Source organism: Halomarina ordinaria, assembly GCF_030553305.1.
GTDB classification, from domain to species: Archaea; Halobacteriota; Halobacteria; order Halobacteriales; family Haloarculaceae; genus Halomarina; species Halomarina ordinaria.
The window spans coordinates 731579-747690 of the sequence record NZ_JARRAH010000001.1; the positions used below are offsets into that span (position 1 = coordinate 731579).

General features: G+C 70.4%; 21 protein-coding genes. 9 read left to right on the plus strand and 12 right to left on the minus strand.

The annotated features are described in order from the left end of the window. Nucleotides 1-81 precede the first annotated feature (81 nt). Together hflX and P1Y20_RS03945 are read left to right on the plus strand one after the other, a co-directional pair. Nucleotides 82-1398 (plus strand): GTPase HflX, encoded by a 1317-nt coding sequence (hflX, locus tag P1Y20_RS03940; RefSeq protein WP_304447352.1) that lies wholly within the window; start codon nucleotides 82-84, stop codon nucleotides 1396-1398. A 40-nt stretch (nucleotides 1399-1438) separates the two neighbouring features. Next, nucleotides 1439-2029: a hypothetical protein gene (locus P1Y20_RS03945; RefSeq protein ID WP_304447353.1), complete on the plus strand. Its 591-nt coding sequence runs from the start codon at nucleotides 1439-1441 to the stop codon at nucleotides 2027-2029. Here P1Y20_RS03945 and moaC read toward each other — a convergent pair. From moaC to P1Y20_RS03970, 5 genes are all read right to left on the minus strand, one after another. Further along, the gene (gene moaC, locus P1Y20_RS03950) at nucleotides 2021-2521 is read right to left on the minus strand and encodes a cyclic pyranopterin monophosphate synthase MoaC (protein ID WP_304447354.1); all 501 of its coding nucleotides are present in this window, start codon (nucleotides 2519-2521) and stop codon (nucleotides 2021-2023) included. The two genes, P1Y20_RS03945 and moaC, sit on opposite strands and share 9 nt — an antisense overlap. Next, nucleotides 2514-3956, minus strand: a complete 1443-nt coding sequence (locus P1Y20_RS03955; RefSeq protein ID WP_304447355.1) for an NAD(P)H-hydrate dehydratase — start codon at nucleotides 3954-3956, stop codon at nucleotides 2514-2516. The genes moaC and P1Y20_RS03955 overlap by 8 nt, the downstream gene beginning before the upstream one ends. A gap of 93 nt (nucleotides 3957-4049) precedes the next feature. Then, nucleotides 4050-4523 carry a zinc ribbon domain-containing protein gene (locus tag P1Y20_RS03960; protein WP_304447356.1) on the minus strand — a complete coding sequence of 158 codons (474 nt, stop codon included), beginning with the start codon at nucleotides 4521-4523 and terminating at the stop codon, nucleotides 4050-4052. Between the two features lie 56 nt (nucleotides 4524-4579). Continuing rightward, a complete protein-coding gene (locus P1Y20_RS03965; protein WP_304447357.1) occupies nucleotides 4580-4855 on the minus strand; it encodes an acylphosphatase in 276 nt (91 codons plus the stop codon). Nucleotides 4856-4893: 38 nt separating this feature from the next. After that, nucleotides 4894-5319, minus strand: coding sequence for an arsenate-mycothiol transferase ArsC (locus P1Y20_RS03970; RefSeq protein WP_304447358.1), 426 nt, complete (start codon nucleotides 5317-5319; stop codon nucleotides 4894-4896). A gap of 273 nt (nucleotides 5320-5592) precedes the next feature. On the opposite strand from P1Y20_RS03970, the gene P1Y20_RS03975 reads away from it, so the two are divergent. Then, on the plus strand, nucleotides 5593-5955 hold the full coding sequence (locus tag P1Y20_RS03975) for an ArsR/SmtB family transcription factor (RefSeq protein ID WP_304447359.1): 363 nt from the start codon (nucleotides 5593-5595) through the stop codon (nucleotides 5953-5955). 31 nt (nucleotides 5956-5986) lie between these two features. After that, nucleotides 5987-6781 (plus strand): arsenite methyltransferase, encoded by a 795-nt coding sequence (gene arsM, locus P1Y20_RS03980; protein ID WP_304447360.1) that lies wholly within the window; start codon nucleotides 5987-5989, stop codon nucleotides 6779-6781. Here the strand turns inward: arsM and P1Y20_RS03985 are convergent. Further along, the gene (locus tag P1Y20_RS03985; RefSeq protein WP_304447361.1) at nucleotides 6778-7692 is read right to left on the minus strand and encodes a DNA-3-methyladenine glycosylase family protein; all 915 of its coding nucleotides are present in this window, start codon (nucleotides 7690-7692) and stop codon (nucleotides 6778-6780) included. The two genes, arsM and P1Y20_RS03985, sit on opposite strands and share 4 nt — an antisense overlap. Nucleotides 7693-7774: 82 nt before the next feature. On the opposite strand from P1Y20_RS03985, the gene P1Y20_RS03990 reads away from it, so the two are divergent. Further along, nucleotides 7775-8200: a DUF555 domain-containing protein gene (locus P1Y20_RS03990; protein ID WP_304447362.1), complete on the plus strand. Its 426-nt coding sequence runs from the start codon at nucleotides 7775-7777 to the stop codon at nucleotides 8198-8200. A 24-nt stretch (nucleotides 8201-8224) separates the two neighbouring features. Here the strand turns inward: P1Y20_RS03990 and P1Y20_RS03995 are convergent, their stop codons facing one another. The 3 genes from P1Y20_RS03995 to P1Y20_RS04005 form a co-directional block, all read right to left on the minus strand. Then, nucleotides 8225-8461 (minus strand): UPF0058 family protein, encoded by a 237-nt coding sequence (locus P1Y20_RS03995; protein ID WP_304447363.1) that lies wholly within the window; start codon nucleotides 8459-8461, stop codon nucleotides 8225-8227. A 156-nt stretch (nucleotides 8462-8617) separates the two neighbouring features. Continuing rightward, entirely contained in the window at nucleotides 8618-8800 is a 183-nt protein-coding gene (locus tag P1Y20_RS04000; protein WP_304447364.1) for a DUF7836 family putative zinc-binding protein, read from the minus strand. A 42-nt stretch (nucleotides 8801-8842) separates the two neighbouring features. After that, a complete protein-coding gene (locus tag P1Y20_RS04005; RefSeq protein ID WP_304447365.1) occupies nucleotides 8843-9826 on the minus strand; it encodes a transcription initiation factor IIB in 984 nt (327 codons plus the stop codon). 284 nt (nucleotides 9827-10110) lie between these two features. On the opposite strand from P1Y20_RS04005, the gene P1Y20_RS04010 reads away from it, so the two are divergent. Together P1Y20_RS04010 and P1Y20_RS04015 are read left to right on the plus strand one after the other, a co-directional pair. After that, nucleotides 10111-11661 (plus strand): sodium:solute symporter family transporter, encoded by a 1551-nt coding sequence (locus P1Y20_RS04010; RefSeq protein WP_304447366.1) that lies wholly within the window; start codon nucleotides 10111-10113, stop codon nucleotides 11659-11661. Beyond that, on the plus strand, nucleotides 11655-11777 hold the full coding sequence (locus P1Y20_RS04015) for a hypothetical protein (RefSeq protein ID WP_304447367.1): 123 nt from the start codon (nucleotides 11655-11657) through the stop codon (nucleotides 11775-11777). Before P1Y20_RS04010 ends, P1Y20_RS04015 begins: the two co-directional genes overlap by 7 nt. On the opposite strand, the gene P1Y20_RS04020 is transcribed toward P1Y20_RS04015, so the two are convergent. Together P1Y20_RS04020 and P1Y20_RS04025 are read right to left on the minus strand one after the other, a co-directional pair. Next, on the minus strand, nucleotides 11767-12051 hold the full coding sequence (locus P1Y20_RS04020; protein ID WP_304447368.1) for a DUF357 domain-containing protein: 285 nt from the start codon (nucleotides 12049-12051) through the stop codon (nucleotides 11767-11769). The two genes, P1Y20_RS04015 and P1Y20_RS04020, sit on opposite strands and share 11 nt — an antisense overlap. A 52-nt stretch (nucleotides 12052-12103) precedes the next feature. Then, complete coding sequence (locus P1Y20_RS04025) at nucleotides 12104-13204, minus strand: aminotransferase class V-fold PLP-dependent enzyme (RefSeq protein WP_304447369.1); 1101 nt, start codon at nucleotides 13202-13204, stop codon at nucleotides 12104-12106. A 125-nt stretch (nucleotides 13205-13329) separates the two neighbouring features. On the opposite strand from P1Y20_RS04025, the gene P1Y20_RS04030 reads away from it, so the two are divergent. Next, the gene (locus P1Y20_RS04030) at nucleotides 13330-14376 is read left to right on the plus strand and encodes an NAD(P)/FAD-dependent oxidoreductase (protein ID WP_304447370.1); all 1047 of its coding nucleotides are present in this window, start codon (nucleotides 13330-13332) and stop codon (nucleotides 14374-14376) included. Nucleotides 14377-14468: 92 nt separating this feature from the next. After that, on the plus strand, nucleotides 14469-14756 hold the full coding sequence (locus tag P1Y20_RS04035) for a DUF7545 family protein (RefSeq protein WP_304447371.1): 288 nt from the start codon (nucleotides 14469-14471) through the stop codon (nucleotides 14754-14756). 7 nt (nucleotides 14757-14763) lie between these two features. On the opposite strand, the gene P1Y20_RS04040 is transcribed toward P1Y20_RS04035, so the two are convergent. Further along, on the minus strand, nucleotides 14764-16104 hold the full coding sequence (locus P1Y20_RS04040) for an NRAMP family divalent metal transporter (RefSeq protein ID WP_304447372.1): 1341 nt from the start codon (nucleotides 16102-16104) through the stop codon (nucleotides 14764-14766). Nucleotides 16105-16112: the final 8 nt, after the last annotated feature.

The window sequence follows — 16112 nt, forward strand, 5'->3', positions numbered from 1 at the left end:
GTGATTCTCTCAGAATCTTATAGGTAATCACTCTTTCGCCGGCCCGGAAGTTAAATAGGTGGCTGACCTACCCGCGCGTGAGTGACTGGCACAGAGCGAGACCCCGACGGAGCGGTTATCGCGAAGCGAGCCGACAGCGGCGCGCCCGACACCGGAGAGATACGCGACCTGGCCCGGGCGGCGGGCTATCGCGTCGCCGGCGAGGTGACCCAGACCCGGAAGGAGGACCCCGCGCTCTGTCTCGGCGAGGGGAAGGTCGACGAACTGGCGAGGCTCGTCCGCCGGACGGAGGCGGCCGCCGTCGTCTTCGACAACCGCCTCGGCCCCTACCAGACGTACAACCTCGGCACGCGACTGCCCGACGGCGTCGAGGTACTCGACCGGTTCCGCCTCATCCTCGACATCTTCGGCCAGCGCGCGCGGACGCGAAAGGCACAGTTGCAGGTCGAACTCGCGGAGTTGCGCTACGAACTCCCGCGCGTCGAGGCGAAGGTGAGCCTCGCCCGACGCGACGAGCGCCCCGGCTTCATGGGCCTCGGCGAGTACGACGAGTCGCGCGAACGCGACATCAAGTCGCGCATCAGTCGCATCCGCGAGGAACTCTCACAGATAGAGCGCGACGAGGAAGACCGCCGCGAGCGTCGGCGCGAGTCGGGGTTCGACCTCGTGGCGCTCGCGGGCTACACCAACGCCGGGAAGTCCACCCTCCTGCGCCAACTCGCCGCCGACCTCGACGTCGACGAGAACGAGGGGCTCCACCCGGACCTCGACACCACCGCCGAGTCGCGCGACCGGCTGTTCACCACCCTCGGGACGACCACCCGCCGGGCGGACATGGACCGGCGCGACGTCCTCGTCACCGACACCGTCGGGTTCATCTCCGACCTGCCCCACTGGCTGGTCGAGTCGTTCAAGTCCACGCTCGACGCCGTCTACCGCGCGGACCTGGTCCTCCTCGTGGTCGACGTGAGCGAACCGATCGAGGACATCCGCGAGAAGGTCGTCACCAGCCACGACACGCTGTACGAACGCAACGAGGCGCCCATCGTCACCGTCCTCAACAAGGTCGACCGGGTGCCGGAGGAGGACGTCGAGGAGAAGGCCGCCGCGCTCTCGGCGCTCGCGCCGTACCCGGTCGCGGTGAGCGGGACGGAGGGCACCGGCGTCGAGGACCTCCTCGACCGCATCGACCGCGAACTCCCGCCGTACGAGCACGAGCGCCTCGTCCTCCCGATGAGCGACGAGACGATGAGCCTCGTCTCCTGGATTCACGACAACGCCAACGTCAACGACGTCGACTACGGCGAGCAGGTCGTCGTCGACTTCGAGGCCCGCCCGGTCGTCGTCGAGAAGTCCCGGGCCCGTGCGAACGACCTCCCCGCCGTCGCCGAGTCGTAGTCCCGACCGCTTTTTGACGCCCTCGCGCGACCCTCCGAGCATGTCCTACGACCTGCGGCCGACCGAACGGGAACTGAGCGAGGCGCGCGCGCTCGTCACCGTCGCCCTCGACGCCTGCGAGCGCGAACTCACCCTCGACGGGCCGCTCTCCGTCGCGCTCGGGTGGAGCGACAGCGCCGCCGTCACCGAGGCGTTCGGCGGCGTCGACGGGACCTGCTACCCCGAGCGCGAGGTCCAGCTGTCGTTCAACGCCGGCGTCGAGGGGTGGGCGGACGCCGTCGGACCCACCGCGGCGCGACTGTACGGCGAGGCGTGGCTACGCGAGCGTATCGAACACGCCTCCTTTCGCTGGCAACACCTGCTCGTCCGGGCGGCCGGCGAGCGCCTCGCCGACCGCACCGACCCCGACGGCCCTCGCCCCTGGCGGGAGGCCGACGCACAGACGCTCACGGAGCGCTGGACCGCGCTGAGCGAGTCGCTCGGTTCCTCGGAACCGCTCGTCGTGGACCGGGCGCTGGGTGGCGTCGCGGCGGCCGTGGGCGAGGAGCTCGTCGAGCGCCAGGGCTTCGAGGGATTGGCGGAGTGCACGCGCTCGGACGTCCTCGCGGCGGGCGAGGCGGCGCTACGGTAGCTCGCGCTTCTCCTTCGTGACGACGCGGACGGCCTCGATGCGCGTTCCCGGGTACTGGCCATCCGCGTCCTTCTCCGCGGCCTTCACCATGTCCCAGACGACGTTCAACCCCGTGGTGACGCCCTCCAGCGCCTCCATCTCGCAGCCGGTCTTGCCCGTCGTCTCCACGGCGACTTCGAGGACGACGCGGTCGTCGCGCACGTCGAAGGCGGTGTCGACGTTCGTGATGGGTATCTGGTGGCACATGGGCACCGTCTCCCAGGTGTGTTTCACCGCCTGAACCGCACCGACGCGGGCGGTGGCGAGGACGTCCCCCTTCTCGACGGCGTCGGTCCGGATGGCCTCGACCGTCGAGCGCGAGAGGTGAATCTCGCCGGCGGCGACCGCCCGCCGGGCGGTGTCCGGTTTGGCCCCCACGTCGACCATCTGGACGTTCCCCTCCTCGTCGGTGTGGGTCAGGTCCTCCGACGACCCGTCCGACTCGTCACGCATCGCGCTCACCCCACACGGCCCGCGGGATAGCCTCCAGCAGGTCGGAGGCGAGCAGGCCGTCGCCGTGGTCGGCTTCGAGCAGTTCCGCGGCCCGCCCGTTGACGTAGGGGGCGACGCAGGCGGCGTCGAAGGCGTCGTGCGTGGCGAGCATCGCGGCGGTGACGCCCGCGAGCGTGTCGCCCGTCCCGCCGACGGTCATCCCCGGGGTGCCGGCCCGACAGACCCGGGTGCGCTCGCCGTCGGAGACCACGTCGTCCTTCGCCTTCGCCAGTACGACGTGTCCGAGGTCGGCCGCGAATCCTTCGACCTCACCTAGGTGGTCGCGCAGGTCGTCGACCTCGGGGCCGCCCATCTCCGCGAGTTCGTTGCGGTTCGGCGTGCAGACCAGCGTCGCGTCCGTCTCCACCTCGGGGACGACGGGGAGGGCGTCGGCGTCGACGACGACGCGCCCGTCGAACGACGCGAGGAACTCCCGCGCCGCGTCGAGCGTCTCGTCCGCGCTCCCGAGGCCGGGACCGAGGACGACGACGTCGTCGTGGTCGGTCGCTGTTCGGACGAGGTCGTCGACGTGCTCCGGCGTGAGGCGCTCCCCCTCGTAGGGCTGGACGATGAGGTCCTCGGCGTAGGCCTGTATCGGCGTCTTCACCGACTCGGGTACGGCGACGAACGAGAGGTCGGCACCGGCCCGGAGGGCCGCCTGTCCCGCCAGCGCCGGTGCACCGGTGTAGGGACCGCCCCCGACGACGAACACCCGGCCGGCGTCACCCTTGCTCGCGTTCGGGTCGCGACGGATGGACCGCAGGTCGCCGGGGCCGACGAAGCGCTCGGCGGCCGGCGGGATGCCGATGTCCGCCACCGTCACCTCGGCCGCGAGGGCGTCGAGGCCCGGCTTCGCGTCGTGGAACGTCACCACGTGGTCGGCCTCGACGGCGACGCCCGCCGCCTCGCCGGTGTCCGCGTCCACGCCGGAGGGGACGTCGACGCTCACGACGACGGCGTCGGTGGCGTCGATAGCTTCGACGGCGCTTCGCTCGGGGTCGCGTGGCGCGCCGCTCACGCCGGTCCCGAGCATCGCGTCGACGACGAGGTCCGGGTCGCCGAGGTCGAGCGCCCGCGAGTCGCGTACCTCGCGGGCGTCGTACTCGCACTCGACGAGGGCGTCCCAGTTCTCGCGGGCGATGTCGGTGGTGATGCTCTCCGGACGACCGAGGAGGTGGACGGTGACGTCGTAGTCGTCGAGGAAGCGGGCGGCGACGAACGCGTCGCCGCCGTTGTTCCCGCGGCCGGCGACGACGGCGACGGCCGCGCCGGGGTCGACGAGTTCGCGGACCCGTCGGGCGACGGCGTTCCCGCTCGACTCCATGAGCTGTTTCCGGGGGACGCCGAGGGCGGCGGCGTTCTCGTCGACGGCGGCCATCGTGGCGCTCGAAATCATGTGCCGCGCTTCGACCGGCGCTGGATTAAGCGTGTGGGCGACGGCGAGGCGGACGGACGAGGTGACCCCGGACGTCGGGGTGGGTGTGGCTGTTCAGTACGTCGCCCGGTACTCCTCCTGCAGGCGTTTCCCCGTGACGTAGGCGTCGTAGACGCCGTACGCCCACACCACCGGGACGGCGAGGAAGCCGACGAGGACGACCAGCGAGAACGTCGCGGCGAGGAACGCGACGAAGACGACGATACCCTTCCCGACCTCCTCGTTGACGAGCTGGCCGAGGCCGGGGAGGAAGAACGACGCGGCCGCCGCGACGATAGCGCGGTTCTCCGCGACGAACGCCGAGAGGTCGGCGGTCGCAGACCCCGGCGGCGAGCGCTGACGGACGCCGCAGTGCGGGCAGATCTCCGCGGCCGCCTTTATCTCCTCGCCGCACGTCCGACAGTAGGCCGTCGGGGTGCCCACGTCGTCGGTGCGGACGTTGACGCCGCACTCGGGACAGACGTCGGTGTCGTCCGGGAGGTCGGTACCGCAACTCCGGCAGTACGTGTGGTCGGTGAGAGTCGACATGGTGAGTCACCTGAGCAACACCGTAGACGCCCTTATCGCTGGCGGTGGTCGAGCCCTCAGCGACGGACCGAGAAGCCGTCTTCGCCCTGCAGGTCCCCGTACTCCACCTCGACGTCCTCGACGCGGGCGAGGTCGCTCCCCGTGTGACACCACTCGACCATCGACTCGACGGCGTCCTCCCGGCCCTCGAACACGGCCTCGACGCGGCCGTCGTCGAGGTTGCGGACCCAGCCGTCGACGCCGCGTTCGCGGGCGGCGCGCCGGGTCGAGTCGCGGTACCAGACGCCCTGGACCTTCCCGGAGACGAAGACGTGTGCGCGTGTCCCATCCATGCTTCCGGCTCCGACGGGGTCGGAGAAAAAAGTGCGTGTCAGTTCCCGTCGGCGGCCACCTCGTCGAACAGGTCCCGGACGCGGCGCGCTATCTCGTCGCGTATCTCCCGGACGCGCTCGGGGTCCTCCCCGTCGGGGTCGGCGAGCGCCCAGTCGCGGACGTCGACGCCCGCCGCGTCGCCGAGGTCGAGGGTCGAACAGCCCATCGTGGCGACGTAGTCACAGGTACGCAGTTCCTCGGTCGATATCTCGCGGGGCGTCGTCGCCGAGAGGTCGAGGCCTTCCTCGCGCATGACCTCGACCACCTCCTCGTGGACGTGGTCCGCGGGGTGGGTGCCGCCGGTGAGTATCTCCCAGTCGAGGCCGCGCGCCGCTCGTTCTCGGTTCGCGAACGCGGTCGCCATCTGCGAGCGACCGGCGTTCTGGACGCACACGAACGCGAGCCGTGGTGTGTCGGTGGACATGGGTCTGTGTCAGGGGGTAGGCGTCGAGGGTCGGCCGTCGCCGTGAGGGGACGGTCGTCCGATACTCGACCCAGTCGAGACCACGCGGATAAGCCTACCGGACGGTCTCTCGATAGGACTCGCGTTCCCACCGTAGCCGTCGGGAGCGCTCGTGAGACGCCCGGTAGCCGAATCGAACGTCGCTCGTGTCGCCCCTCACGCCATCACCACGGTCGCGGACGCCGACCTGCGCAACAGATATATTAGCGTACGCTAATATTAGAAATCGCTAATATGGAATCCTCGATGGACCCGGACGGCGACACGAGCGAACCCGGGTGCTGTGGCGCGAGCCACGAGCTCCCCGAGTCGGCGCTGGCGGCGGACGTGCGAGTGTTGTCGGCGCTCGGCAACGCGACGCGCTACGAGGCGCTGCGCATCGTGGCGGGGAGCGACGACGGCGTCTGCGTCTGCGAACTCCAGCCGAGTCTCGGCGTCGGCCAGAGCGCCGTGAGTCAGGCGCTCTCGCGGCTCTACGAGGCGGGGCTGGTCACCCGACGCACGGAGGGACGCTGGCGGTACTACTCGGCGACCCCGCTCGCCCGGCGACTGACCGACACCCTCGACGAGGTGCGCGAGCGCGAGGAGGAATCGTGAGCGAGAACGGGAACGCGGAGAGAGAGAGGGAGTGGAGAACGCGGACGACCACCGACGAATCGTCCGCGAGCGGTACGCGAGCATCGCGTCCGAGCGAAGCGGGTGTTGCTCCGACGACGGCTGTTGCGACTCGGACGAGAGCGAGGGAGAACCTGGGAGCCGACACCTCGGCGACACCGAAGAGGACCTGAACGCCGTCGCCGACGGTGCGGACCTCGGCCTCGGCTGTGGGAACCCGACGGCGCTCGCGGCCCTCTCGCCGGGCGAGCGGGTCCTCGATATGGGGTCGGGTGCCGGTTTCGACTGCTTCCTCGCCGCGCAGGCGGTGGGGGAGGAGGGCCACGTCGTCGGCGTCGACATGACCCCCGAGATGGTCGAACGCGCCCGCGAGAACGGCGAGGAGAACGGCGCGACGAACGTCGAGTTCCGCCTCGGCGAGATAGAACACCTGCCGGTCGCCGACGGGAGCGTCGACGTGGTCGTCTCGAACTGCGTCGTCAACCTCTCGCCGGCGAAGGAGCAGGTGTTCGAAGAGGCGTTCCGGGCGCTCGCACCCGGGGGACGAGTGGCCATCTCCGACGTCGTCCGGACCGCCCCGATACCCGAGTCGGCGCGCCGGGACCCGGCGTCGCTCTCGGCGTGCGTCGCGGGCGCGGAGACGGTCGACGTGGTGGCGAACCTGCTCACCGGGGTGGGGTTCGAGGACGTCCGAATCGAGCCGAAGGCGGAGAGCGAGCGGTTCATCCGCGAGTGGGACGACGACCACGACCCGAGCGACTACCTCGTCTCGGCGACCGTCGAGGCGCGTAAGCCGGTCGAGAGCTAGACCGACCCGCCCGTTCTGAGGTAGAAGAAGACGTAGGTCTGGGCGTAGCCGGCGTACTCGCCGCCGAAGCGCTCGCGGATGGCCCGGGAGGTCTCCCTGTAACTCCCCCGGTCGCACTCCGGGTAGTGGTCCGCGATGGCGGTACGAATCCACGTGTCGAGCGGGACGGCTTCGAGGAAGCCGAGCGAGAACAGGAGGACGCAGTCGGCCACCTTGTCGCCGACGCCGACGAACCGCGTGAGGTAGTCGCGGGCCTCCTCGTAGGGGAGGTCCGCGGCGGCGAGCGGGTGGGCTTCACCGTCGGCGACCATCTCGGCGGTGCGGGCGACGTAGGGCGCTCGATAGCCGAGTCCGAGTTCGCGCAGACGTTCCTCGGTCGCCTCGGCGAGTTGGTCGGGTCGGGGGAAGGCGTAGTACGTCTCGCCGTCGAACGCGACGGGGTCGCCGAACTCGCGGGCGAGGCGGGTCTGCATCCCGTGGATGCGCGCGACGCGCATCTGCGCCGAGCAGATGAACGAGACGAGCGTCCGGAAGGGCGGGTCGCGCACGAGGCGCATCCCGCGGTAGGCGTCGTAGGCGGCCGCGAGCAGGGGGTCATCCGGCGTCCGCGCCACGATGGCGTCCAGGTCGTCGTCCAGTCGGAGCAACTCGACGAGGTGGTCGTGGGCGTCGACGCTCGACGCCCACTCCAGGCCGCCGTCGAACTGCCGGGCGCGGACCACCGCGGGGTCGTCGCCCGTCACCGTCTCCGGGAGGACGGTGTAGTACCAGGCGTCCCCGCCGTGGGCGAGTTCGTCGTCGTACATCCCTCCGTCCTCCCGCGACCACGTGTAGGTCTGTCCGCTCTCGACGGTGGCCTGGAGGTCGAACCCCCCGGCCAGCGCGGCGAGCGGTATCCGCCCGGTTTCCATCACGCGGACCGACGGGTCGGCCGCGCTTCCCGGTTACGACTCGGGGCGAACCTTCATGACACCCCACGAGAAAGCCCATGGTATGGAGTGTCGTGTCGCCGTCGAGGCTGCCGTCCCGGTGTACGACGTCGCGTCCGCCGACGAGGCGGTGCGCATCGCCATCTCGAAGACCGGCGACATGCTGAACCCCGACCTGAACTACGTCGAGATATCGATGGGGAGTCGGGCGTGTCCGCACTGCGACGGGGACCTCGACCCGGCGTTCGTCGCGGCCGACGAGGGACTGGTCGCCCTCGAACTGGAGATGACGGTGTTCAACGTCGAGGACGAACAGCACGCCTCGCGCATCGCGCGCAAGGAGATCGGCCAGCGGATGCGGAAGATACCGCTCGACGTGGTGCGCGTCACCGTCGTCGAGGAGGAGACCGAAGACGAAGCCGGCGACGAGGAGGAGACGAGCGCGGACGACGGCGACGCGGCGGGCGAGAGTCGTGACTCGTCGTCGTAACTGTTAGTGGGGGCCGCGAGAGAATCAGTCGGCTGCTGCGGAGACGGGCTGTTCGTCGACCACATCTATTTCGCCAGTTATGCCTTTGGCGAGCGCGAAGACGGCCTTCTTGTGTTCGGTCTTGGACTTGTGGATAGACGTCGGGCGAACCCCCAGTTCGTCGTACGCCGTGTGGTCTATCGGGGAGTCGGTCCGTTCCTGACAGTGGTCTCGTACCTGTGCGAGTAGGCCATGAAGGTGAATGAGCTCCTGCTTCTTCATGCTCAGCACTCGATAACGACTGGGGGCATATAGTATTACCCTGAGTACCGTTAGCACGTTCCTGCAGGCCGATGCGTTAGCCGGTCACGTGGCCGAATTCGATATGGTTGAGCGTAATCGGTAGTTAACCACCGATTACACGGAGGAGAGGGACCGTCAGCTCAGTTGCTTCAGCGTGTCGAGGTCGTGTTCGGTCCGCGCGAACTCGGCGGTGCGTCGGGTCGCGTGACAGTTCGGGCAGTGATACATGTCCTTGTGTTCGGGGAGGTCACGGGGGGCGGATTCCCACTGTTTACCGCACTCGGGACACAGCAACCTGACGTACGTTTCGGGCGGCATGCCCCGACGTGCGCTGGCCACCCACAAAAACCTTGAGACGTGTTAGAGTGCCGCAGTGACTTCGCTCGCTTCGAGCAGTTCCTTGTACCGGTTGCGGATGGTCACCTCGGAGATGTTCGCCACGTCGGAGACCTGGCTCTGGGTGACCTTCTCGTTCGAGAGCAGCGCCGCGGCGTAGATGGCCGCCGCCGCCAGCCCAACCGGCGACTTCCCGCTCAGCAGGCCGGCCTCGCGGGCTCCCTTCAGCAGTTCGCGCGCGCGGCGTTCGACCTCGTCGCTGAGGTCGAGGTCGCTGGCGAAGCGCGGGACGTAGCTCTCGGGGTCCGCCGGCTTTATCTCGAGGTTGAGCTGTCGGACGACGTAGCGGTACGTCCGGGTGAGCTCCATCTTGTCGATGCGCGAGACCATCGTCACCTCGTCGAGGCTGCGGGGGGTGCCGGCCTGCCGGGCGGCGGCGTAGACGGCGCTCGTCGCGACGCCCTCGATGGACCGCCCGGGGAGGAGGTCCTCGGCGAGCGCGCGCCGGTAGATGACGCTGGCGGTCTCCCGGACGTTCTTCGGGAGGCCGAGGGCGCTCGACATCCGGTCGATTTCCCCGAGCGCCTGCTTGAGGTTGCGCTCCTTGGAGTCGCGCGTGCGGAAGCGCTCGTTCCACGTGCGCAGCCGCTGCATCTTCGCGCGCTGGCGGCTGGAGAGCGCCCGTCCGTAGGCGTCCTTGTCCTGCCAGCCGATGTTGGTCGACAGCCCCTTGTCGTGCATCATCTTCGTGGTAGGGGCGCCGACGCGCGACTTCTGGTCGCGCTCGGCGGAGTCGAACGCGCGCCACTCCGGGCCGCGGTCGATGCTGTCCTCCTCGACGACGAGGCCGCAGGCCGAACACACGGTCTCGCCGTGTTCGGTGTCCGACTCCAGGCGGCCGCCGCACTCCGGACACGTCGTCAGGTTCTCCGTCTCGGTCGTCTCGGTCGTCTCCGTTCGTTCCGTCGTCGTCTCGTCGCTGTAGGTTCGTATGGTCGTATCGGGCATTGTGGTGGTGAGGTAGGGTCGCTGTGGGGCGGAGAAAGAGAGAGGCCCACAGGTCGCTCTTCACTCTCAGTTAGCGCGTAAACTATTTAAACCTGTCGCCGGCTGGCCTTCGCGAAAACCGGACGACTGCGGCGGGTTTCGTCGACACCGACGCCCTGGGAGTGGTCCGCCACGACCGTGATATATCATGTATAAGAGTTTCGCCCTGCCGGACGGATGCCGCCACGTCTTTGTATCACCTGTTGGTACCACCAACTCATGGCACTGTCGAGTGGTGGTGAGCGGTGGTAGACAGCGGGGTCGCGCTCGCGGCGACGGTCGTGGTCGTCGTCGCGACGGCAGCCGTCGGTATCGTCGCGGGGCGCCGTGGAATCGCGACCGTCGAGGACTTCATCTCGGCGCGAAACACCGTCGAGCGGGGGTCGCTGACGGCGACCATCGTCGCCTCGAGCATGGGGGCGTGGATACTGTTCTCGCCGGCGGAGGCCGGCGCCGCCTTCGGCGGCATCTCCGCCGTCGTGGGGTACGCCGTCGGGAGCGCCGTCCCGCTCGCGGTCTACGCCTTCCTCGGGCCGCGGATTCGACGCCTCATCCCGGCGGGCCACAGCCTCACCGAGTACGCCTACGTCCGCTACGGGCCGACGATGTACGCGTTCGTCCTCGTCATCAGCGTCGCGTACATGTTCGCGTTCCTCGCCGCCGAGATGACCGGCATCGCCCGGGGACTCCAGGTGGTCGCGGGCGTCCCCCTCTGGCAGACGGCCCTCACCATCGGCCTCGCCGTCGCCTGCTACACCGCCTACGGCGGCCTCAAGGCGAGCGTCCTCACCGACGCGGTCCAGACGCTCGTCATCCTCCCGCTGCTCGCGGTCGGGTTCGGGGCCGCCCTCCTCTCGCTCGGCGGCGCGCGGGCCATCCACGCGGAGGTGGTCGCGACCGACCCGACGCTGCTCGACCCCGGCTTCGCCGGCGGCGTCGAGTTCGGTATCTACGTCGTCGTCGCCATCCTCGCCGCCGAGATGCTCAACCAGGCGTGGTGGCAGCGCATCTACGCCGCCGCCGACAGCGGCACCCTCAGGCGCTCGTTCCTCGTCGCCGCCGTCGCCGTCGTGCCGATGGTGTTCCTCGCCGGCCTGTTCGGCCTGGTCGCTCGCGGTCGCGGGGTCGGGACGGACCAGGCGAGCGAGGCGTTCTTCGTCGTCGTCGGGGACGCGTTCGCCGACCCCATCGTCCTCGCGGTGGTCGTCCTCGCCGTCCTCCTGGTGACGAGCAGCGCCGACACGCTGTTCAACGCCATCGCGAGCGTCGTCACCGCCGACCTGCCCCGACTCGTCGCCATCGAGGGCCGCGCGCTGACGCTCGCCGCCCGCGTCCTGACCGTCGTCGTCGCCCTCGCGAGCACGTTCGTCGCAGCACAGGGCTACAGCGTCCTCGCGGTCTTCTTCGTCGCCGACCTGCTCGCGACGGCGACGTTCGTCCCCCTGCTCGCCGGCCTCTACTCCCGGCGGCTCACCGGCGGTGGGGCACTCGTCGCCGGCGTCGGCGGCCTCCTCGTCGGCGGGGCGCTGTTCCCCCTGACCCCCCCGACGCTCCAGGTGCTCCCGCTCCCGGCGACGTTCTTCAACGCCTTCATCGGCGCCGCGACGGTCTCCCTCGCACTGACGCTCCTCGCGGCGCTCGTCTCCGGGGCGCGCTTCGACCTCGGGCGCCTCGACCGGGAGATCGCACGGCTCGACGACCCCACGGCGAACGCGGACGGAGGGCGACTCCGGAGCGACGGGGGGTCGACGGCGACGGCTCCGGCGGACGGTGACGAGGAGGGAGAGCGATGCTGACGACCCTCTCGCCGCTCGCGTTCGCGCTCCTCGCGTGGGGGTCGGTCGCGCTCGTCCTCGGGGTGTTCGCCTACGAGGTGTACGAACTGCTCGGCGAGTGGCGCCTCAGACGGTGAAGAGGTGGCCCTCATCGGGCACGTCGAACAGTCCGAGGCGGGCACCGGCGTCGAGCCACCCGTGCCCGTAGGAGAAGGAGGCGAGGGCGTTCACGAGGTCGCCCTGTTCGCGGAAGTGTCGACCGTCGTCGAGGTAGGAGGCGGCCATCTCGCGGTACTCGGCCGCCGCGTCGGCGAGCGGCGACCCCTCGGGGACGGCCACCGAAGCGGCGTCGAGCGCCTCCGACAGCAGGCGCTCGTAACGGTCGGTCTTCTCTGCGAGGTCTGCGGCCATGGTGGGAGGGCGAGACGGGAGGGCAAAGCGGTGGCGACTCCGCCGGCTCGACTCAGAGCGCGTCGAGGAGCGCGTCGACGTCGCCCGGCGTGTTGAACACGTGCAGCGACGCTCGCACCGCGTCGGGGTAGGGGAGCGACCGGACGACGATACCCTCGCTCGCGAGCCGTTCGACGGTCGCTTCCGGGTCGTCGACCGTGAACGTGACCAGCCCCGACTCCGGGTCGGCGGGACTGAGACAGCGCTCCCCGAGCCCCTCCTTCAGGCGGTCGGTCAGCGCGGCGATGTGGGACTCGACGGTCTCCATCCCCAACTCGTCCAGCAGGTCCATCGCGGCCTGCAGCCCGACGTAGGGGGCGGGGTTGGTCGTCCCCACCTCCAGGCGGGCGGCGCCGGGCTTGAGCGACGGTTCGGCGGCGTCCGGGTCCTCGACGCTCCGGTAGCCCACCATCGCCGGCTGGAGGTCCCCACACACCTCCTCGCGGACGTGGAGGAAGCCCGCTCCCCACGGCCCGAGCAGCCACTTGTGGCCCGCGCCGGCGGCGAAGTCGGCACCCCACTCCGTCACGTCGACGTCCGTCTGGCCGGGCGACTGCACCGCGTCGACCAGCACCAGCGCCCCCGCGTCGTGGGCGATATCGACGAGGTCGGCCACGGGGAGGCGCGTCCCGTGGCTCCAGGTGATGGAGTTGAAGCAGACGAGGCGGGCGTCGGCGACGGCGTCCTTGTAGGCGTCGCGGTCCACTCGCCCGCCCGCCGTCTCGAGGACGCGCGTCTCGACGCCCTTCCGTTCGAGGTTCCACCACGGGAGGACGCCCGCCGAGTGTTCGAGGTCCGTGCGGACGACGACGTCGCCCGGTTCCCACTCGACGCTCGCCGCGACGCGGCTGATGCCGTCCGCCGTCGAGTGGGTGAGCGCGATTTCGGCTGGCGACGCGCCGAGGAAGGCGGCGACGCGTTCGCGGGTCTCCTCGAACGCCTCGAAGGCGGCGGGGTAGGCGCCTTCGCCGGTCGGCGCTTCGGCCTCGTGGTAGTGGACGAACTCCGTCGTCGCCTCGATGGTCGACTCCGGGCAGGGGCCGGAGGCGCCGGTGTTCAGGTAGACGCCCTCCTCGAGTGCGGGAATCGACGTGCGCAGGTCCTCGGGGTCCATGCCCCGACCTGCCACGGCCGGCGGCGTCAACGTTCCGACTCCCTCCGGAGTCGTCACCGAACGCGAGTGTGCGCCGGGCGTACTCGTGCGCAAGCTACAAACACCGCCGAGGGTGTATCTCGTGTATGACCGACGCCACCCACCGACGCCTCCTCATCGCGGGGTCGGGTATCGCGGGCCTCAGCGCCGCCATCTACGCGGCGCGGTCGAACAACGACCCGCTCGTCCTCGAGGGGACCGAACCCGGCGGCCAGCTCACCCTCACCACCGACGTCGCCAACTACCCCGGCTTCCCCGAGGGCATCGGCGGCCCGGAACTCGTCCAGAACATGCGCGAGCAGGCCGAGCGCTTCGGGGCGGACGTCGAACACGGCGTCGTCGAGGACCTCACCCGTCCCGAGACGGACGGGCCCTTCCGGGTGGAACTCACCAACGGCGACGTCTACACCGCCGACGCGGTCATCGTCGCCTCGGGGGCCAGCGCGCGCACCCTCGGCGTCCCCGGTGAGGACCTGCTGATGGGCTACGGCGTCTCCACCTGCGCCACGTGCGACGGCGCGTTCTTCCGCGGCGAGGACATGCTCGTCGTCGGCGGGGGCGACGCCGCCATGGAGGAGGCCAACTTCCTCACGAAGTTCGCCGACACCGTGTACGTCGTCCACCGCCGCGAGGAGTTCCGCGCCGAGGACTACTGGGTCGACCGCACGATGGAGCAGGTCGAGGCGGGGAACATCGAACTGCTGCGCAACACGGAACTGCTCGAGATTCACGGCTCGAAGGAGGCGGGCGTCGAGCACGTCACCCTCGCCAGTCACCCCGAGGGCCACCCCACCGACCGCCTCGACGACCCCGCCACCGAGGAGTTCGACTTCGACGTGGGTGCCGTCTTCCTCGCCATCGGTCACACGCCGAACACGGACTTCCTCGCCGGGACGGGCGTCGACCTCGACGCCGACGGCTACCTCCGCACGGAGGGCGGGCGCGGCGGCGGCCAGACTGCGACGGGCGTCCCCGGCCTCTACGGCGCGGGCGACGTCGTCGACCGCCACTACCAGCAGGCCGCCACCGCCGGCGGCATGGGCGTGATGGCCGCCCTCGACGCCGACGACTACCTCGACGACCTGGACCGCGTCGAACAGGCCGAACCCGCGACCGCCGAATCGGACGACTGAGCGCGTCCCGACGACGTCGACGGCACCGACGGTACGGCCCCCCTCGCATCCCGACACAGCAGAGGTTTACGTTCCGACGACGAACCCCGACCATGACGAACGACGACACGGTGCAGGTCAGCATCGACGCCGGCGACGGCGAGGACCAGGTGACGCTCCCCTCGAACCTGCTCGACCTCCTCGCGGAGGACGGCCAGAACGCAGCCGAGGTCGTCGGCGACCTCGCGCTCATGTCCTGCGCCCAGCGCATCCACGCGACGGTCCACCACAGCCAGGGCGAGGTCGACGAGCGCCTGCAGGCCATCGAGGACACCACGCTCGACCTCTTCGAGGAGCGCTTCGGGATGTCCTTCGGCGAGGCGACCGGTCACGACCACTAATCCGACGCTACTCCAGTTCCGCGTCGCGTGCGGGACCCGCGGGGCTCCGACGCCCCCGCGTCACCAGTTTCCCGAGGACGACGAGCGTCGCGACCCCCGTGACGACGGCGAACGCGAGGACGAACAGGTCGACGGCGCTCGCCGCGCCGGAGACCGACACCTGCTCTCGCAGTCGGGCGACGTTGACCCAAACGACGACGGCGAGGAGGACGCCCCCGGCGACGTTCGCGGCGGGGCCGTTCGTCCGCTCGACCGCCTCGGGGTCGTTGAGGAGGTAGAGGACGACCGCCAGCGCGAACGGCGTGGCGATGAGGCCGAAGGAGATGACGAGCACGAGCAGCGGGAAGAACGCCCCGCCGAGGAAGGCGCCGGCGGCCGACCCGAGCGCCGTCGCGGCCAGGAGCGCCCGGTAGCGTCCGTCGCTCACGTCGAGAGCCCAGCCGAGACGGTCGGCGAGCAGGTACGGCGGGACGACGGTGTTCCCCCCGAGCGTCGAGACGGCCGCGCCGAGGAGGCCGACGAGGAAGAGCCACTGGGCGGCCGCCCCGGCGACGGGCGCCAGCGCGCGGCCGGCCTCGACGCTCGTCAGCCCGGGCGTCCCGACGAGGACGCTCGCGGCGACGAGGAAGATGGCGAGGCTGTACGCCCCGAAGGCGATGCCCATCGACCCGACGACGTCGGCGGTCGCCAGGCGGTGGTCCTCGCGGGTCCACCCCCGGGCCTGAACGGTGTAGGTGTGCATCGTCACGAGCGTGACGTGGACCGCACCACCGAGGATGGCGGCGACGAGCAGCGCGCCGCCCGGCGGGAGCGTCGGCCGGAGGCCGGCGACGGCCGCGCCCGCGTCGACGGGCACGACGGCGAGGGCGGCGACGAACGCCACGACCACGCCGGCGACGAGCACCTTCGCGCCGAGCTCGGCGACGCGGTACCCCCCGCCGGCGAGGCCGACCGCGAGGACGACGGCCCAGCCGATACCCACGAGTCGGGGGTCGAGGCCGGTGAGCGCCGCCGTCACGTCCGCCAATCCCTTCATGATGACCAGTTGCGCGAGGCCGGCCGCGAGGACGGCGTCGACGACGAGGAACCACGCCCACCCGCCGCCGAGGTGGGTCTCGACGGTCGAGACGATGCCGCCGGCGCTCAGCAGGCCGAGGCGCATCGAGAGGTACTGCGCGACTACCCCGAGGACGGTCGCGAGGACGACGGCCCACAGCAGGGCGAAGCCGTAGCCCGCCCCCGCAGAGAGCAGACTCGCCATCGTCGCCGGCCCGGCCGCGATGGCCCCCGCGAGCCACCCCGGCCCCATCTCCCCCACCAGCCCCCCGAACCGCCCGTTCCGTGACATAGCACTCT

What these genes read in the sequence shown, in the direction of transcription:
- P1Y20_RS03970 (WP_304447358.1), bottom strand. Translation starts at nt 5,319, where the DNA reads ATGTCCACCGACACACCACGGCTCGCGTTCGTGTGCGTCCAGAACGCC.
- P1Y20_RS03955 (WP_304447355.1), bottom strand. Translation starts at nt 3,956, where the DNA reads ATGATTTCGAGCGCCACGATGGCCGCCGTCGACGAGAACGCCGCCGCC.
- P1Y20_RS04025 (WP_304447369.1), bottom strand. Translation starts at nt 13,204, where the DNA reads ATGGACCCCGAGGACCTGCGCACGTCGATTCCCGCACTCGAGGAGGGC.
- P1Y20_RS03960 (WP_304447356.1), bottom strand. Translation starts at nt 4,523, where the DNA reads ATGTCGACTCTCACCGACCACACGTACTGCCGGAGTTGCGGTACCGAC.
- P1Y20_RS04000 (WP_304447364.1), bottom strand. Translation starts at nt 8,800, where the DNA reads ATGCCGCCCGAAACGTACGTCAGGTTGCTGTGTCCCGAGTGCGGTAAA.
- P1Y20_RS04035 (WP_304447371.1), top strand. Translation starts at nt 14,469, where the DNA reads ATGACGAACGACGACACGGTGCAGGTCAGCATCGACGCCGGCGACGGC.
- P1Y20_RS04020 (WP_304447368.1), bottom strand. Translation starts at nt 12,051, where the DNA reads ATGGCCGCAGACCTCGCAGAGAAGACCGACCGTTACGAGCGCCTGCTG.
- P1Y20_RS03965 (WP_304447357.1), bottom strand. Translation starts at nt 4,855, where the DNA reads ATGGATGGGACACGCGCACACGTCTTCGTCTCCGGGAAGGTCCAGGGC.
- P1Y20_RS04015 (WP_304447367.1), top strand. Translation starts at nt 11,655, where the DNA reads ATGCTGACGACCCTCTCGCCGCTCGCGTTCGCGCTCCTCGCGTGGGGG.
- P1Y20_RS03985 (WP_304447361.1), bottom strand. Translation starts at nt 7,692, where the DNA reads ATGGAAACCGGGCGGATACCGCTCGCCGCGCTGGCCGGGGGGTTCGAC.
- P1Y20_RS04040 (WP_304447372.1), bottom strand. Translation starts at nt 16,104, where the DNA reads ATGTCACGGAACGGGCGGTTCGGGGGGCTGGTGGGGGAGATGGGGCCG.
- P1Y20_RS03995 (WP_304447363.1), bottom strand. Translation starts at nt 8,461, where the DNA reads ATGAAGAAGCAGGAGCTCATTCACCTTCATGGCCTACTCGCACAGGTA.
- P1Y20_RS03945 (WP_304447353.1), top strand. Translation starts at nt 1,439, where the DNA reads ATGTCCTACGACCTGCGGCCGACCGAACGGGAACTGAGCGAGGCGCGC.
- P1Y20_RS03990 (WP_304447362.1), top strand. Translation starts at nt 7,775, where the DNA reads ATGGAGTGTCGTGTCGCCGTCGAGGCTGCCGTCCCGGTGTACGACGTC.
- P1Y20_RS04030 (WP_304447370.1), top strand. Translation starts at nt 13,330, where the DNA reads ATGACCGACGCCACCCACCGACGCCTCCTCATCGCGGGGTCGGGTATC.
- moaC (WP_304447354.1), bottom strand. Translation starts at nt 2,521, where the DNA reads ATGCGTGACGAGTCGGACGGGTCGTCGGAGGACCTGACCCACACCGAC.
- P1Y20_RS03975 (WP_304447359.1), top strand. Translation starts at nt 5,593, where the DNA reads ATGGAATCCTCGATGGACCCGGACGGCGACACGAGCGAACCCGGGTGC.
- P1Y20_RS04005 (WP_304447365.1), bottom strand. Translation starts at nt 9,826, where the DNA reads ATGCCCGATACGACCATACGAACCTACAGCGACGAGACGACGACGGAA.